14 protein-coding genes are annotated in these 14,687 nt (G+C 71.6%); 11 read left to right on the forward strand and 3 right to left on the reverse strand.

Going from position 1 to position 14,687, the window contains the following annotated elements; translation table 11 throughout:
• The first annotated feature begins 35 nt into the window (after positions 1 to 35).
• From manA to RBR11_RS13260, 5 genes are all read left to right on the forward strand, one after another.
• Complete coding sequence (gene manA / locus RBR11_RS13240) at positions 36 to 1,205, forward strand: mannose-6-phosphate isomerase, class I (protein ID WP_308489820.1); 1,170 nt, start codon at positions 36 to 38, stop codon at positions 1,203 to 1,205.
• Between the two features lie 119 nt (positions 1,206 to 1,324).
• Positions 1,325 to 2,290, forward strand: coding sequence for a DMT family transporter (locus RBR11_RS13245; RefSeq protein ID WP_308489821.1), 966 nt, complete (start codon positions 1,325 to 1,327; stop codon positions 2,288 to 2,290).
• 68 nt (positions 2,291 to 2,358) lie between these two features.
• The gene (locus tag RBR11_RS13250) at positions 2,359 to 3,033 is read left to right on the forward strand and encodes an acyl-CoA synthetase (RefSeq protein WP_308489822.1); all 675 of its coding nucleotides are present in this window, start codon (positions 2,359 to 2,361) and stop codon (positions 3,031 to 3,033) included.
• Positions 3,030 to 3,383 carry a hypothetical protein gene (locus RBR11_RS13255; protein WP_308489823.1) on the forward strand — a complete coding sequence of 118 codons (354 nt, stop codon included), beginning with the start codon at positions 3,030 to 3,032 and terminating at the stop codon, positions 3,381 to 3,383. Before RBR11_RS13250 ends, RBR11_RS13255 begins: the two co-directional genes overlap by 4 nt.
• 28 nt (positions 3,384 to 3,411) lie before the next feature.
• Positions 3,412 to 4,875, forward strand: a complete 1,464-nt coding sequence (locus tag RBR11_RS13260) for an MFS transporter (RefSeq protein WP_308489824.1) — start codon at positions 3,412 to 3,414, stop codon at positions 4,873 to 4,875.
• Between the two features lie 389 nt (positions 4,876 to 5,264).
• Here the strand turns inward: RBR11_RS13260 and purB are convergent, their stop codons facing one another.
• Positions 5,265 to 6,641 carry an adenylosuccinate lyase gene (gene purB, locus RBR11_RS13265; protein WP_308489900.1) on the reverse strand — a complete coding sequence of 459 codons (1,377 nt, stop codon included), beginning with the start codon at positions 6,639 to 6,641 and terminating at the stop codon, positions 5,265 to 5,267.
• Between the two features lie 41 nt (positions 6,642 to 6,682).
• A complete protein-coding gene (locus RBR11_RS13270) occupies positions 6,683 to 7,207 on the reverse strand; it encodes a low molecular weight protein-tyrosine-phosphatase (protein WP_308489825.1) in 525 nt (174 codons plus the stop codon).
• A gap of 115 nt (positions 7,208 to 7,322) precedes the next feature.
• Between RBR11_RS13270 and RBR11_RS13275 the strand changes: the two genes are divergently transcribed.
• Together RBR11_RS13275 and RBR11_RS13280 are read left to right on the forward strand one after the other, a co-directional pair.
• A complete protein-coding gene (locus RBR11_RS13275; protein ID WP_308489826.1) occupies positions 7,323 to 7,565 on the forward strand; it encodes a hypothetical protein in 243 nt (80 codons plus the stop codon).
• A gap of 3 nt (positions 7,566 to 7,568) precedes the next feature.
• The gene (locus RBR11_RS13280; RefSeq protein ID WP_308489827.1) at positions 7,569 to 8,960 is read left to right on the forward strand and encodes a hypothetical protein; all 1,392 of its coding nucleotides are present in this window, start codon (positions 7,569 to 7,571) and stop codon (positions 8,958 to 8,960) included.
• A 20-nt stretch (positions 8,961 to 8,980) separates the two neighbouring features.
• Here the strand turns inward: RBR11_RS13280 and RBR11_RS13285 are convergent, their stop codons facing one another.
• The gene (locus tag RBR11_RS13285; protein ID WP_308489828.1) at positions 8,981 to 9,388 is read right to left on the reverse strand and encodes a phage holin family protein; all 408 of its coding nucleotides are present in this window, start codon (positions 9,386 to 9,388) and stop codon (positions 8,981 to 8,983) included.
• A gap of 127 nt (positions 9,389 to 9,515) precedes the next feature.
• On the opposite strand from RBR11_RS13285, the gene RBR11_RS13290 reads away from it, so the two are divergent.
• The 4 genes from RBR11_RS13290 (at position 9,516) to RBR11_RS13305 (ending at position 14,476) form a co-directional block, all read left to right on the forward strand.
• Positions 9,516 to 10,586 carry a histidinol-phosphate transaminase gene (locus RBR11_RS13290; RefSeq protein WP_308489829.1) on the forward strand — a complete coding sequence of 357 codons (1,071 nt, stop codon included), beginning with the start codon at positions 9,516 to 9,518 and terminating at the stop codon, positions 10,584 to 10,586.
• A gap of 246 nt (positions 10,587 to 10,832) precedes the next feature.
• Complete coding sequence (locus RBR11_RS13295; RefSeq protein ID WP_308489830.1) at positions 10,833 to 11,978, forward strand: thiamine pyrophosphate-dependent enzyme; 1,146 nt, start codon at positions 10,833 to 10,835, stop codon at positions 11,976 to 11,978.
• Positions 11,978 to 12,982: an alpha-ketoacid dehydrogenase subunit beta gene (locus RBR11_RS13300; protein WP_308489831.1), complete on the forward strand. Its 1,005-nt coding sequence runs from the start codon at positions 11,978 to 11,980 to the stop codon at positions 12,980 to 12,982. The genes RBR11_RS13295 and RBR11_RS13300 overlap by 1 nt, the downstream gene beginning before the upstream one ends.
• 138 nt (positions 12,983 to 13,120) lie before the next feature.
• Positions 13,121 to 14,476, forward strand: coding sequence for a dihydrolipoamide acetyltransferase family protein (locus RBR11_RS13305; RefSeq protein WP_308489833.1), 1,356 nt, complete (start codon positions 13,121 to 13,123; stop codon positions 14,474 to 14,476).
• Positions 14,477 to 14,687: the final 211 nt, after the last annotated feature.

The raw sequence follows: 14,687 nt of genomic DNA on the forward strand, positions 1-14,687 counted from the left end.
CGAACGGGGGCGCGGGCGTCGCCTAGGCTGGCGGGATGAGCACGCCCCCCACCCCGCTGTTCGTCGAGATCGGGAACGACCCGCGCGACTACGCGTGGGGGCGGATCGACGGGGTCGCCGAGGTGCTCGGGCGGCCCGGATCCGGCGGTCCGGAGGCGGAGCTGTGGCTCGGCGCGCATCCCGGATCGCCGACCCGCGCCGTCGCCGGCGCGCCCTGGCCGACGCTCCTGGGCTGGGAGCGGGAGAGCGGCGAGAGACTGCCGTTCCTGCTCAAGATCCTCTGCGCGGCCGGTCCGCTCTCGCTGCAGGCCCACCCCACGCCGGCGCAGGCCGCGGCGGGCTTCGCGGACGAGAACGAGCGCGGCATCCCGCTCGACGCCGCACACCGCAACTACAAGGACCCGTTCGCGAAGCCCGAGCTGATCGTCGCGCTCGCCGACGGCTTCGAGGCGCTGTGCGGCTTCCGCCCGGTCGCCGAGATCCTCGCGGACGTCGATGCCCTCGACGCGCGTGCCGCGGGGTCTGGATCCGCTGCGCTCGCGCCGTGGCGCGCGGTGCTCGCCGGATCCGACGGGCTGCGGGCCGGGTTCTCCTGGCTGCTCGCCGGCGGATCCGCGGTCGACGAGGCGGTCGCGGCGCTCGTCGCGGCGGCGGGATCCGACGCCCGATTCGAGCTCGTCACCCGGCTGGCAGCGGCGTACCCGGGCGACCCCGGCATCGCCGTCGCCCTCATGCTGCGCCACGTCACGCTCGCGGCGGGAGAGTCGCTCTGGCTGCCGGCGGGCAACATCCACGCCTACCTGCGCGGCTGCGGCGTCGAGCTCATGGGCCCGAGCGACAATGTGCTGCGCGGCGGTCTCACCCCCAAGCACGTCGACGTGCCCGAGCTCGAGCGCGTGCTGACCTTCGCCGCGAGCGACGACGATCACCTGCTGCCCCTGGTCCTGCCGGACGGCGTGCACAGCTACCGCCCGCGGATCCACACCTCCGGCGCCGAGGTGCCCTTCGAGCTGCTCGCAGTGACGGGCGACGCCTCGGTGGCCCTCGCCGGCCCGTCCATCGCGATCGCGACCGACGGATCCTTCGCGCTCGCCGCGATCGGGGCGGCCTTCGAGGCGCCCCGCGGCACCGCCGTCTTCGTCACCCGCGCGACCGAGCTGAGGGTCACCGGATCCGGCCGGCTCTGGATCGCGACCGCGGGCTGAGCCGGCACCGCCCCCGCACCCGGAGCGGGCTCTCCTGGGGATCTCCCCGTTTCGTCTCGCGCCTCGCTCCGCTCGGTGCTCGCTCAACGACCGAGACGACGACCGAGTAACGTATTACCGTGAACCCGCCCTCCTCCCGTCGCGTGATCGGGCTGTCCCGGCAGGAGTGGGCGCTCGTCGCGATCACCGTCGTCTGGGGCGGCACCTTCCTCGCGGTGCACACGGCGATGCAGCACACCGGGCCCTGGTTCTTCCTCGGTCTGCGGTTCTTCGCCGCGGGACTGGTGAGCGTGGCCATCTTCTGGAAGTCGCTGCGCGGGATCACCTGGCGCGAGATCGGCGCCGGCGTGCTGATCGGCGCCGCGATCTACGGCGGTTACGGACTGCAGCACGCCGGGCTCAAGACGATCGACTCGAGCACGAGCGCATTCATCACCGCGTTCTACGTTCCGCTGGTGCCGCTGCTGCAGTGGCTGGTGCTGCGCAAGCCGCCGCGCGCACTGACGCTGCTGGGCGCGGGCCTCGCCTTCGTCGGGCTGCTGCTCGTCGCGGGGCTCGGCTCGCGCAGCTTCTCGCTCGGCCAGGGCGAGCTGCTGACTCTCATCGCCACGGTTCCGATCGCCGGCGAGATCATCCTCATCAGCCTGTTCGCGGGGCGCTTCGACGTCGGCCGGCTCACGGTCGTGCAGCTGTTCACGCCCGCGCTGCTGGGCTTTCTCACCATGCCGTTCGTCGGTGAGTCGGTGCCGTCGTTCGACTGGATCTGGCTGATCGCCGGCGTCGCGCTCGGCGTCGCGAGCGGCGTGATCCAGCTCACCATGAACTGGGCCCAGCGCTCGGTGTCGGCGACCCGCGCCACCATCATCTACACCGGCGAGCCGGTCTGGGCCGGCGTCGTGGGCCGCATCGCGGGGGAGCGGATCCCGCCGCTCGCGATCCTCGGCGCCGCGCTGATCATCGCCGGAACCCTGCTCAGCGAGCTGCAGCCGCGCCGCCGCGACGGGAGGACCGCCGAGGATCCGGATCCGCAGGACCTCGCCGAGGCGGATCCCCATCCGGGCGGGCGCCTAGGATCCCGCGCGTAGACTGGCAGGGTACGCCCGCCCTCCCAGCGGTTGCCGAGCTCTCGAAGCACACGGACCGAGGATCCATCATGCCCGCCACCCGCACGTTCCAGCTGCGCCATGTGCAGCTCGCACGCGCCCTCTTCGCGGCGGTCGCGGCGCTGATGATCACGTTCACCGCCGATCACTCGGCGACCATCGGCCTGTCCGTGTTCAGCGGGTTCGCCCTCGTCACCGGTCTGATCTTCGCGATCTCAGCCTGGCTCGTCGCCACCCCCGGCTGGCGCTGGCCGTACGTGCTGATGACCGTCATCGCCGGGCTCACCGGCATGGCAGGAGGCGTCCCCGCCTGGCGCACCACGCCGCTGTTCTTCGTGGTCGTGATCGCCTGGGGCGTGCTCGGCGGCACGGTCGAGCTCATCGCCGGGATCCGCGGTCGTCGGGTCGCCCGAGCGGAGGGACGCGCGCCCTCGGAAGGCACCCGCGACGCGATCCTGATCGGCAGCCTCGGGCTCCTGCTCGCCGTCGCCCTGCTCTGCGTGCCGACCGGTTACGCCCTGAACTACACGATCGCCGAGGCGGGCACGTTCACCCTCACCGGCATCACCCTCGCCGTCGGCATCTTCGGCGCCTACGCCGCGATCGTCGCCGTGTTCCTGGGCATCGCAGGGCTCAGCCCGCGCGGCTCGGCACGGCCAGCCAACTCAGCGATCGACACCGCCGCCGTCTCTCCGACGCCGGCCGAGAACGAAGGATCCGCATGACCGAGAAGACCCGGCGCCGCGACCTGATGAAGCCGGTGCAGCTCGTCGGCCTGTCCCTGCTCTGCGGCGTGTTCGCCGGCGCGGTCACGCTCATCGGCACCGGCGCGTTCACCCAGGACGTGATGCGCAGCGTCGCGAACGGCACCTACGGCGCGATCCCGCCGTGGAACCTCGCGTTCATCGTCACCGGCGGCATCTTCATCGTCGCGCTGCTGATCCTGTCGATCCTGATCCTCGCGGTCGATCCCGCCGACTTCACGAAGCCGCACGACCGGCCCGTGCTGTACGACGAGGAGGCGCCGGGCACCGAAGGCGACGAATCCGCGGACAAGGGCACGTCCGGGGAATAGTCCGCGCCCTGCGGCGCTTGTGTCCGGAGTGAGCATCACCGTCGACCGCGCCGCCGTGGGCTTCCGTTCCGAACGGGGCCCGATCCTGCTGTCGATCATGATGACGACCGGCCTGATCGCGATGGACGCCACGATCCTCGCAACGGCCGTGCCGAGCGTCGTGCGCGACCTCGGCAGCTACCAGCAGTTCCCGTGGCTGTTCTCGATCTACCTGCTCGCGCAGGCCGTGAGCGTGCCGATCTACTCGAAGCTCGCCGACACCGTGGGCCGCAAGCCGATCATCCTCACCGGGGTGGGACTTTTCCTGCTCGGCTCGATCCTCTGCGGTCTGGCCTGGAGCATGACCTCGCTCATCCTGTTCCGGCTCGTGCAGGGCGTCGGGGCGGGGGCGATCGCCCCGATCGGGATGACCATCATCGGCGACATCTACAGCGTCGCCGAACGCGCCCTCGTGCAGGGCTACATCGCGAGCGTCTGGGCGGTCTCCTCCGTGGTCGGCCCGGCGCTCGGCGGCGTCTTCGCGCAGTTCGACGCGTGGCGGCTGATCTTCTTCATCAACGTGCCGCTGTGCCTGATCGCCGCGTGGGTGCTCATGCGTCACTTCCACGAGAAGATCGAGTCCCGCCGGCACCGGATCGACTATGCCGGCGCCGCTCTGCTCACGCTCGGGCTGACCGGTGTGATCCTCGGTGTGCTCGAGGGCGGCGCCGCCTGGGCCTGGGTCTCGGTGCAGAGCCTGGTCTGCTTCGGCGGCGGAGCGCTGGCGCTCGTCGCCTTCGTGCTCGTGGAGCGCCGCGCGGTGGAGCCCGTGATCGATCTGCGGCTGTTCTCGCGCCGGCTGATCCTCACCACCACGATCGCATCCTTCGCGATCGGCGCGCTGCTCACCGGCATCACGAGCTTCGCGCCCGCCTACCTGCAGGGATCCATCGGCGTCCCCCCGCTGCTGGCCGGGCTCTCGGTCGCCGCGCTGACGCTGGGCTGGCCGCTCTCGGCCTCCAACGCCGGACGGATGTACCTCCGTTTCGGGTTCCGCTTCACCGCGCTGGTCGGATCGAGCATCGCGACCGTCGGCGGGATCGCGCTCGCGCTGATCGGGCCGTACCCGAACGCGTTCGCCCTCGCCGGGGTCGCGTTCGTGATCGGCTTCGGACTGGGCTGGACCGCGGCGCCCACCCTCATCGCCTCCCAGGCGTCCGTCGGCTGGGGCGAACGCGGCGCCGTGACCGGCATGAACACGTTCTCGCGCTCCGCGGGTGCGGCGGTCGGCGTGGCGATCTACGGCGCCATCTCGAACGCGGTGCTCGCCCAGGGCGGCGGCGAGCACGACCCCGCGACCGTCATCCACGCGTCGACCTGGGTGTTCGCGGCCGCGTCGGTGACGGCGGTGCTCATCCTGCTGGCCGTCTGGACCATGCCGAAGGACCGTGCGGGCGAGCACTCCGGGGTTCCCGCGGCCGCCCCGGCCGCCCCGCGCCCGGCCGAGGCCTGAGACTCCGCCACGACGTTTCCCCCGACCGCTTTGGGGCGCATGGGGTGCGTTTTGGGGCGCATCTGGCCCGGGAAACGGGCAGGACGCGCCCCAAACGACGGAATCGCGCCCCGAAAGGAGGCGTGATCCTGGCCGATCGACGGATCGGGACGTGGGATCCGCGCGCCCGGCCCGCCTCGCCGAGGCCTGAGTCCATCCGGGCCGTCGCGTCGCCGGCGCTCGGGGATGGAAAACGCTCCTCCCGGGCTCGACGCGGCGACGGTTTCCATCTCTGCCGAGTCGGGCCGCCCACTCAGAGATGGAAAACGCTCCCACAGGCGAACCTGCAGGAGCGTTATCCATCCCCGGCTCGGGGAACGGCGGATCCCCGAACCGGGGAACGTCGGGCGCTACTTCGCCAGCGTCTCCGCGAGCCCGATGTACGTCGCCGGGGTCAGCGCGAGCAGGCGCTGCTTGGCGGCGTCGCCGATCTCCAGGCCTTGCACGAACTCGGCGAGGTCGGCGGCGCCCACGCGGTGACCGCGGGTGAGCTCCTTGAGCAGCGCGTACGGATCCTGGATCGTGGACCGGCCGGCGACGACCTCGGCGCGGATCACCGTCTGGATCGCCTCGGCGAGGACCTCCCAGTTGGTGTCGAGGTCGGCGAGCAGCACGTCGCGCGAGAGCGAGATCTCGGTGAGGCCGCGACGCAGGTTGTCGAGCGCGAGCAGCGAGTGCCCGAACGCGACGCCGATGTTGCGCTGCGTGGTCGAGTCGGTGAGGTCGCGCTGCATCCGGCTCGTGACGAGCGTCTGCGAGAGCGAGTTCAGCAGCGCCCCGGACAGCTCGAGGTTCGCCTCGGCGTTCTCGAAGCGGATCGGGTTGATCTTGTGCGGCATCGTCGAGGATCCGGTCGCACCGGCGACGGGGATCTGCGCGAAGTAGCCGAGCGAGATGTAGGTCCAGATGTCGGTGGCGAGGTTGTGCAGGATCCCGCCCGCGTGCCGGACGTGGTCGTACAGCTCGACCTGCCAGTCGTGCGACTCGATCTGGGTGGTCAGGATGTTGAAGTCGATCCCCAGGCCCTCGATGTACTCGCGGGCGATCATCGGCCAGTCCGCATCGGGTTCGGCGGCGAGGTGCGCCGACCAGGTGCCCGTCGCGCCGGAGAACTTCGCGAGGTACTCGGATCCCTCGATCCGCGTGACGACGCGCTCCAGGCGCCACGCGAAGACCGCGAGCTCCTTGCCCATCGTGGACGGGGTCGCCGGCTGCCCGTGCGTGCGGGACAGCATGGCGGCGTCGGCGTGCTCGGTCGCGAGTTCGCGGAGCTTGTCGATCACGTCCTGCAGCGCCGGCAGCCACACCCGCTCGACCGCGCGCTTGACGGTCAGTGCGTAGGACGCGGAGTTGATGTCCTCGCTCGTGCAGGCGAAGTGGGTGAGCTCGGCGATCGCGTCGAGGCCCAGGGCCGACAGGCGGTCGCGAACCAGGTACTCCACGGCCTTGACGTCGTGGCGGGTGACCGCCTCCTTCTCGGCGAGCCAGTCGATCTCGGCCTGGCCGAAGTCGCGGTACAGGCCGCGCAGGCGGTCCTTGTCGGCCTCGGCGAGCGGGGCGGTGCCGAACAGGGAGCGGTCGGTGAGGGCGATCAGCCACTCCACCTCGACCTCGACGCGGGCGCGGTTCAGGCCCGCCTCGGACAGGTAGTCGGCGAGGCCGGAGACGGCGGCGCGGTAGCGGCCGTCGAGCGGGCTGAGGGGCTGGGCCGGGAGCTGAGCAGTCAGGGGAGACCTCCTGATCGAGGCACCGCCGGCGTCGAGGGGCGTCAGACGCGGGGTGCCGATGGCCGGATGGCGGGTTCGAGCTGACGGAACAGGCCGTGGCTCGCGCTCTCGATCATACCGAGCACGTCGTCGAACATCCGGGCGTCGGCGTAGTAGGGGTCCGGGACGTCGAGCAGGGTCGGGTGGTGCTCGAACGAGAGCAGCAGGGTGACCTTGCCCTCCTCGGACTCGTCGTGCGCCCACTGCCGCAGGATCCGCTCGTGCGAGCGGTCGAGCGCGACGACGAGGTCGTTCTGTGCGAAGGACTCGGCGGTGAACTGCCGGGCGCGGTGCCGGGAGCCGTCGTAGCCGCGGCGGGCGAGCGCATCGATCGTGCGGCTGTCGGCCTGCTCGCCGACGTGCCAGTCGCCGGTGCCGGCGCTCGTCGAGATGATCCGGTCGCCGAGACCCTGCTTCTCCGCGATGTCGCGGAAGACCACCTCGGCCATGGGGGACCGGCAGATGTTCCCCGTGCACACGAAGATCACGCGGAACGGGATCACGCGTTGCGGATCCGGTTCGGTCATGGATCCATTCTGCCGGTCCGCCGGGTGCTCCTCCACAATCCGGGGACCGCGGACGCTCTGCACCCTTTGCGCTCGGGGCCTCCTGCGCCGGGCCGGGGCTCGGCAGGGTGGTGCCATGTTCACGTTCGCCGACACCGCCCAGGGGTCCTGGGCCCTCGCCGAGGCCCTGATGCGCTGCGACCGCGCGCGGGACCGGATCGAGGGCGTGATCGCCTCGCTGCGCACGATCGAGGCGGAGTGCCCGTGGCGGGCGCGCGCGATCGACCTGCTGCGCGGTGAACTCGCACGGCAGGCGCAGGAGCTGCAGCGCATCCTCGACGAACTGGGCGCCGTCGAATCCGCCCTGAGGGCCGGGTGAGCGATGGGCGACGAGGTCGAGATCGGGCGCGGCGGCGTTATCGCGGTGGATCCGGAGGACCTGCGCGTGGCTGCGGGCCGCGTCCGGTACGCGGCGATCGCGGTGCAGCTCGCGGAGCAGGAGCTGCAGGCGATTCCGGCACGGGTGCAGGCATCCGGGATCGGAGAGGTCTCCTCGCTGTGGACCCTGACGAACCGGTTGGAGACCGTCGGTACGGCGCTGGACGGGCTGGTCTGCGCGACCGAGACCCTCGCGGACGTGTACGAACTCGCGGAGCTGCGGGCCCGGCAGGCGATGGCCGCGACGACGGATCCGCGGCTCGTGCAGAGCTGCCAGGTGAGGATCGACGAGCTGCTGCGGGCGAACGGGCAGCTCTCCGCGGCGGAGGAGAGGGTCCGCAAGGAGTGGGAGGAGGCGCGGACCGCGGGGTTCACGCCCGCCGCGATCCCTGCGCCGTACTCTCCCGACGGACTGGCGCTCACGGCGCTGTTCGCCGTGAATCCGGCGCTGTACGCCCTGTTCAGCACGATGCGGTTCGGCGCGGCGGGCCTGACCGGGGCGGGCGAGCAGTTGATCCGATGGGGCGGGTCGCAGTGGGGTGTGGTGGCGCCGGGCCCGCTCGCGCCGACGCCGGGACGCGCGGTGGTCGCGGGCGATCCGCGACCGGGCGATGTGCGGGTGAAGAGCGCCGCGACCCGTGAGGCGCCGGCCGCCGCGCCCGCGTCGCTCGGCGAAGCCGTGTCGCGCATCCCCAAGGGCGGCGCCCAGGTGCGTGTGGAGACGTACCGGATGGGCGACGGCTCGACGCGGTTCGTCGCCTACGTCGACGGCACCCGGTCGAAAAGCACGGACGGCACCGACCGTGACCCGTGGGACATGGCGTCGAACGGGCGGGCCTATCTGGACCACGCCGAGTCGGACGCGTACAAGGCGACGGTCGCGGCGCTCGAGGATGCGGGCGCCGATGCGTCCACGCCGGTCGACCTCGTCGGCTATTCGCAGGGCGGCATGATCACGGATCTCCTCGCCCAGTCCGGCCGCTTCGACGTGCAGGCCGTGTTCACGGTCGGCTCACCGGTCGAGCCGGTGCTGCCGGACGACGTGCTCTCCGTCGCGGTGCGGCACACGGACGACCCGGTCGCAGGGCTCGCGGGCGGAGGGTCCCCCAGCGGCACGGGCTCGGCCGACAGCCTCGTCATCACGCGCACGGTCGCGCCCGGGCACGGGATCGACCCGGGCATGCCGGCGCATGACTTCGACGGCTACCGGGAGACCGTCCGGCTCGCGGAGGCGTCCGGCGATCCGCGGATGGACGCGATCCGCGAGCACTTCGCCGCGCTCGCCGGCGCGACCATGACCTCCCGGGACTACGCGTCCGCGAGGGTGCTGCCGTGAGCGTCCGCGCGGGTGCCGGGTCAGTAGCGCTCGCGGTCGCGACGGCGCTGCGGGCGCAGGATCGCATTGAAGAATCCGTTGATGATGCCGATGAGCAGGGCGGCGAGGATCGTCCAGCCGAAGCCGCCGACGTGCAGGCCCCAGTTCCAGAACCCGGTGATCCAGGCGGTGATCCACAGCAGGAGACCGTTGATCACCAGCGAGATCAGCCCGAGCGTGAGGATGTACAGCGGGAACGCGACGATCTTCAGCACCGTGCCGATGATCGTGTTGACGACCGCGAACAGGGCGCCGATCGCGACCAGGGTCACGAGAAGCGGGATCTCTCCGCCGGGCGGGTAGGGGATGACCGTGACCTCGAGGATCGGGATCAGGCTCACGACCCAGATGGCGAAGGCGTTGACGACGACGCGGATCAGGAACCTCATGGCCCGATTGTCGCACCCGGGGCCGGGAACGGCCGGGGAATCCGGTGCGGCACGGCACCGGGGTCGTGCGGAGGAGGCGTCGGATCGACCCGGGTGCGTCGGGGCCGCCCGGTCCTAGACTCGACCCGTGAGCGATCCGATCCTGCCCCGCATCCGTCCCGAGATCGCGGCCCTGCCGCCGTACCGCCAGGGCAAGCAGGCGGGCGCCGACGCGTTCAAGCTCTCCAGCAACGAGAACCCGTTCGACCCGCTGCCGCAGGTCGTCGCGGCGCTCGCCGAGGCCACTCCCATGAACCGGTACCCCGACGCGACCGCGCGGGCCCTGCGCGAACGGCTCGGGGAGCGGTACGGCGTCGAGCCGGACGCCGTGCACATCGCCTCGGGCAGCGTCGCGATCCTGTACCAGCTCGTCCAGGCGGCGGCCACGGTCGGCGACGAGGTGATCTACGCCTGGCGCTCCTTCGAGGCCTACCCGGGCCTGCCGCTCGTGGCGGGGGCGACCGGGGTGCAGGTGCCGCTCACCGACGGCGCCCGGCACGACCTCGACGCGATGGCTGCCGCGGTCACCGACCGCACCCGGGTGATCATCGTCTGCACGCCGAACAACCCGACCGGGCCGATCGTGACGAGCGCCGAGTTCGCCGCGTTCGTGACGAAGGTCCCGCAGGACGTGCTGATCGTCCTGGACGAGGCCTACGCCGAGTTCGTCACGGCTCCCGACGCCGTCGACGGTCTCGCCGAGCGGATCTTCGAGGCGCACCCGAACGTGGTCGTGCTCCGCACCTTCTCCAAGGCGTATGGGCTCGCGGGCCTGCGCGTCGGCTATGCGATCGGGCACCCGCGCGTGCTCGATGCCGCCCGCAGCACCGCCGTGCCGCTGTCCGTGACGGGGGCCGCCGAGCGTGCGGCGACCGCGAGCCTCGACGCCGAGGACGAGCTGCGCGCCCGGGTCGCGGTGATCGTCGAGCGCCGTGCTCTGCTCGTCGACGGCCTCCGCGCCCAGGGCTGGGATGTGCCCGACGCCCAGGGCAACTTCGTCTGGCTCCCCACGGGCGAGGCGACCGCAGCCGTCGCGACCGCGTTCGAGGACGCGGGCCTCATCGTCCGTGCGTTCCCCGGCGACGGGATCCGCATCTCCGTCGGCGAGCCCGAGTCGCTGCCGCGCGTGCTCGAAGTCGCCGCCGCCCAGCGCGGCTGACGCGCGAGCGTCCGACCGTCACAGGGGCGTGCGGGTGCGGTGGCCCGATGCGCCGGGACCCCGGACCCGTGCCCGGAAAATGCATGGGACCCCCAGCAAAAAAGCTAGGGGGACCTGGCATAAATACGTGGGACGCCTGGATATCCGCGGGAGCGCATGCGTCCGTGGGGAACGGCCTAGGTCCCGACGGATCCGTTGTACGCACCCTCCACTCGGAAGGCGGAAACCTCGGTTAGCGTAGACAACGTGACTGCCGATTCCGCCACCGTCCGCGTCCTCGACGCCGAGGGCGCCTTCGCCCCGAGCCCCGCCGCCGACGAGTACCTCCCGCTCATCGAGGCGCTGCCCGACAGTGACCTCGAGCAGTTCTACCGGGACATGGTGATCATCCGCGCCATCGATGCGCAGGCGACCAACCTGCAGCGCCAGGGTCAGCTCGCGCTGTGGCCGCCGAGCCGCGGCCAGGAGGCCGCGCAGGTCGGATCCGCCCGCGCCTCGCGCCCGCAGGACACGATCTTCCCCTCCTACCGCGAGCACGCCGTCACCCGGATCCGCGGTGTGGACCCCGTCGACATCATCAAGCTCATGCGCGGGACGTCGAACAGCGGCTGGGATCCGACCGACCCCCGCAACGGCAGGACCCGCATCTACACGCTCGTGCTCGGCTCGCAGACCCTGCACGCCACGGGCCTGGCGATGGGCCTCGTCTTCGACGGCAAGTGTGGCACCGGCGACCTCGACCGCGACGAGGCCGTCATGGTCTACTACGGCGACGGCGCCTCCAGCCAGGGCGACGTGCACGAGGCGATGGTGTTCGCCGCGAGCTACCGCGCCCCCGAGGTCTTCTTCCTGCAGAACAACCACTGGGCGATCTCCGTCCCGGTCGAGACCCAGTCCCGCGTGCCGCTCGTCCAGCGCGGATCCGGCTACGGCATCCCCAGCGTCCGGGTCGACGGCAACGACGTGCTCGCGAGCTGGGCGGTCACCCGGCGCGCGCTCGACGAGGCGCGCGGCGGCGACGGCCCCCGTGCGATCGAGGCCGTGACCTACCGCATGGGCGCGCACACGACGAGCGACGACCCGACCAAGTACCGCGGCAGCGCCGAGGAGCAGGAGTGGGCGCAGAAGGATCCGATCGTCCGGATGCGCGCGTTCCTGCAGAACCGGGGCGCGGCCGGATCCGTCTTCGCCGACGCCGAGGCCGAGGCCGCCGACGCCGCCGAGGATCTGCGCGTGCGCACGCTCGAGCTCACCGCCCCCGGCCCCGAGGCGATCTTCGACAACGTGTACAGCGACCCGCACCCGCTGATGGCCGAGCAGAAGGCCTGGCAGGCGCAGTACGAGGCGTCTTTCGCCCCCAGCGGAGCGGCAGAAGGGCAGAGTGCGAACTGATGACGACCGTAGAGACGACCCAGACGCACATCGAGACGATGCCGTTCAGCAAGGCGCTGAACGCCGGCCTGCGCAAGGCCATGGAGGACGACCCCCGCGTCATCCTCATGGGCGAGGACATCGGCAGGCTCGGCGGCGTGTTCCGCGTGACCGAGCACCTGCAGCGCGACTTCGGCGAGCAGCGCGTGCTCGACACGCCCCTCGCCGAGTCCGGCATCGTCGGCACGGCGATCGGCCTCGCGATGGGCGGGTTCCGCCCGGTCATCGAGATCCAGTTCGACGGCTTCGTGTTCCCCGCGTTCGACCAGATCACGACCCAGCTCGCCAAGCTCACCGCGCGGCACGAGGGCGCGATCTCGATGCCCGTCGTGATCCGGATCCCGTACGGCGGGCACATCGGCGCCGTCGAGCACCACCAGGAGAGCCCGGAGACCTACTTCGCGCACACCCCGGGCCTGCGCGTGGTCTCGCCGTCGACGCCGAACGACGCGTACTGGATGATCCAGGAGGCGATCGCCTCAAACGACCCCGTCATCTTCCTCGAGCCGAAGAGCCGCTACTGGCCGAAGGGCGAGGTCGACCTCTCCGCTCCCGCGCTCCCGCTGCACGCCTCGCGGATCGTCCGCCGCGGATCCGACGTCACCCTCGTCGGTCACGGCGCGATGGTCTCGACGCTGCTGCAGGCCGCCGCGCTCGCCGAGGCCGAGGGCACGAGCTGCGAGGTCGTCGACCTGCGCTCGCTCTCGCCGGTCGACTACGGCCCGATCCTCGACTCGGTGCGCTCGACCGGCCGCATGGTCTACGCGCAGGAGGCGCCGGGCTTCGTGAGCCTCGGCAGCGAGATCGCCGCGACCGTGATGGAGCGCGCGTTCTACGCGCTCGAGGCGCCGGTGCTGCGGGTGTCGGGCTACGACACCCCGTTCCCGCCCGCGAAGCTCGAGGGCGTCTACCTCCCGGATCCGGACCGGATCCTCGAGGCCGTGGACCGCTCCCTCGCCTACTGATGTCCCGTCCGATCGTTGAGCGAGGACGCCGAAGGCGACCGAGACGAAACGCTGTCCCTGCAGGATCACCGCGTTTCGTCTCGCTCCGGCTGCGCCGGTGCTCGCTCAACGACCAGCGGAAGTGAAAGGATCCCGACCATGAGCACCCAGACCTTCACCCTGCCGGACGTCGGCGAGGGGCTGACCGAGGCCGAGATCGTCACCTGGAAGGTGGCACCCGGCGACACGGTCGCGGTCAACGACGTCATCTGCGAGATCGAGACGGCCAAGTCGCTCGTCGAGCTGCCCTCGCCGCACGCCGGCGTCGTCGGCGAACTGCTCGTGCCCGAGGGGAGGACGGTCGACGTCGGCACCCCGATCATCACGTTCCTCACCGGCGCGCCCGCCCTTCGACAGGCTCAGGGACCGGAGGGCGGAGCTCCTGCCGCTCCCGCCGCGGAGGAGGGATCCGGATCCGTGCTCGTCGGGTACGGGTCCGGCCACGAGGCGACCTCGCGCCGCCGCCGCCCCGCCGAGCGGCCGGTCCGCTCCAGCGTCGGCGTGATCGCGAAGCCGCCGATCCGCAAGCTCGCCCGCGACCTCGGCGTCGACCTCGCCCACGTCACCCCGACCGGTGCCGACGGCGAGGTCACCCGCGACGACGTCGTCAAGCACGCCGAGCAGGCCAGCGTGTTCCGCAACATCCAGACCCCGGAGTGGGGCGACGTGCGCGAGGAGACCGTGCCAGCGCCGCAGACCGCCCCCGTCGGCCTCGCCCGCGGCATCTCGCCCGCGCGTCCCGGCGCCGACGCGTCGCGCACGGAGTCGATCCCCGTCAAGGGCGTGCGCAAGGCGACGAGTTCGGCGATGGTGCAGAGCGCCTACTCCGCCCCGCACGTGACCGTGTGGAAGGAGGTCGACGCCAGCCGCACGATGGAGCTCGTCAAGCGGCTCAAGGCCTCGCCCGATTTCGCCGACATCAAGGTGTCGCCGCTGCTCATCATGGCGCGCGCCGTCATCTGGGCGGTGCGCCGCACCCCGATGGTCAACGCCGCCTGGATCGACACGGAGGACGGCGCCGAGATCGCCGTGCGCCACTACGTCAACCTCGGCATCGCCGCGGCCACGCCGCGCGGACTGCTCGTCCCGAACATCAAGGACGCCCAGGACCTCGGCATGAAGGACCTCGCCCGCGCGCTGAACCGGCTCACGGCCACCGCGCGCGAGGGGAAGACCACGCCTGCCGACCAGCAGGGCGGCACCATCACGATCACCAACATCGGCGTGTTCGGGATGGACGCGGGCACCCCGATCATCAACCCCGGCGAGGCCGGCATCGTCGCCATGGGCACGATCAGCCAGAAGCCGTGGGTGGTCGACGGCGAGGTCCGCCCGCGCTGGGTCACCACGGTCGCCGGATCCTTCGACCACCGCGTCGTCGACGGCGACGGCATGAGCCGCTTCATCGCCGACGTCGCCGCCGTGCTGGAGGAGCCCGCGCTGCTCGTGGACTGAGGCCGAGCCGCCTCCTGACCCTGTCCGCGCCGGGACGGATCCGCTCGGGTCGCTCCACCGGTCGGAAAACGGAGAGCGTTCCGCGTCCTGCCCGCGTGTCGGACGGGATCCGCATCACGACACGCCGCGGGGCTCTCCGTTTTCCGAGGGTCGGAGAGGCGGATGGGTCCGACGGCGGCGTGATCGGCCCCCGCCCCGTTTTGATAATGAT

Origin of the sequence: Microbacterium capsulatum (assembly GCF_030865425.1) — a bacterium.
In the GTDB taxonomy this organism is placed as follows: Bacteria; Actinomycetota; Actinomycetes; order Actinomycetales; family Microbacteriaceae; genus Microbacterium; species Microbacterium capsulatum.

Bases quoted from the DNA above. Each gene is read 5' to 3' on its own strand.
- manA (WP_308489820.1), top strand. From the start codon at position 36: ATGAGCACGCCCCCCACCCCGCTGTTCGTCGAGATCGGGAACGACCCG.
- RBR11_RS13250 (WP_308489822.1), top strand. From the start codon at position 2,359: ATGCCCGCCACCCGCACGTTCCAGCTGCGCCATGTGCAGCTCGCACGC.
- RBR11_RS13255 (WP_308489823.1), top strand. From the start codon at position 3,030: ATGACCGAGAAGACCCGGCGCCGCGACCTGATGAAGCCGGTGCAGCTC.
- RBR11_RS13270 (WP_308489825.1), bottom strand. From the start codon at position 7,207: ATGACCGAACCGGATCCGCAACGCGTGATCCCGTTCCGCGTGATCTTC.
- RBR11_RS13275 (WP_308489826.1), top strand. From the start codon at position 7,323: ATGTTCACGTTCGCCGACACCGCCCAGGGGTCCTGGGCCCTCGCCGAG.
- RBR11_RS13280 (WP_308489827.1), top strand. From the start codon at position 7,569: ATGGGCGACGAGGTCGAGATCGGGCGCGGCGGCGTTATCGCGGTGGAT.
- RBR11_RS13285 (WP_308489828.1), bottom strand. From the start codon at position 9,388: ATGAGGTTCCTGATCCGCGTCGTCGTCAACGCCTTCGCCATCTGGGTC.
- RBR11_RS13300 (WP_308489831.1), top strand. From the start codon at position 11,978: ATGACGACCGTAGAGACGACCCAGACGCACATCGAGACGATGCCGTTC.
- RBR11_RS13305 (WP_308489833.1), top strand. From the start codon at position 13,121: ATGAGCACCCAGACCTTCACCCTGCCGGACGTCGGCGAGGGGCTGACC.